General features: G+C 66.1%; 1 pseudogene. It reads right to left on the bottom strand.

Annotation, left to right across the window (positions count from 1 at the left end):
• Positions 1–230, bottom strand: a pseudogene (locus SB772_RS46165) (hypothetical protein); the annotation flags it as partial.

Raw genomic sequence — 230 nt, 5'->3', positions numbered from 1 at the left:
GCCGAACACGCTGCCGCGCAAGCGCCGGATAGGCCGGTTCCACGCCGACCAGTGCCAGGTGCCGCGCCGCGTCGCGTCGGCGTAGGTGGGAATCGAGCGCAATAGCGTGAGCGCCATGCTGATGGAATGGTCGGCCACTTCTTCGAGGCAATAATCCGGCACGTTGGTCACGACGATGCCCGCAGCGTGGGCCGCCTTGACATCGAGAATGTCCAGGCCGATGCCGTAGC

The sequence above is a fragment of the Paraburkholderia sp. SIMBA_030 genome (assembly GCF_046535245.1).
GTDB lineage: Bacteria > Pseudomonadota > Gammaproteobacteria > Burkholderiales > Burkholderiaceae > Paraburkholderia.
This window is presented reverse-complemented; position numbering and strand designations above follow the sequence as displayed.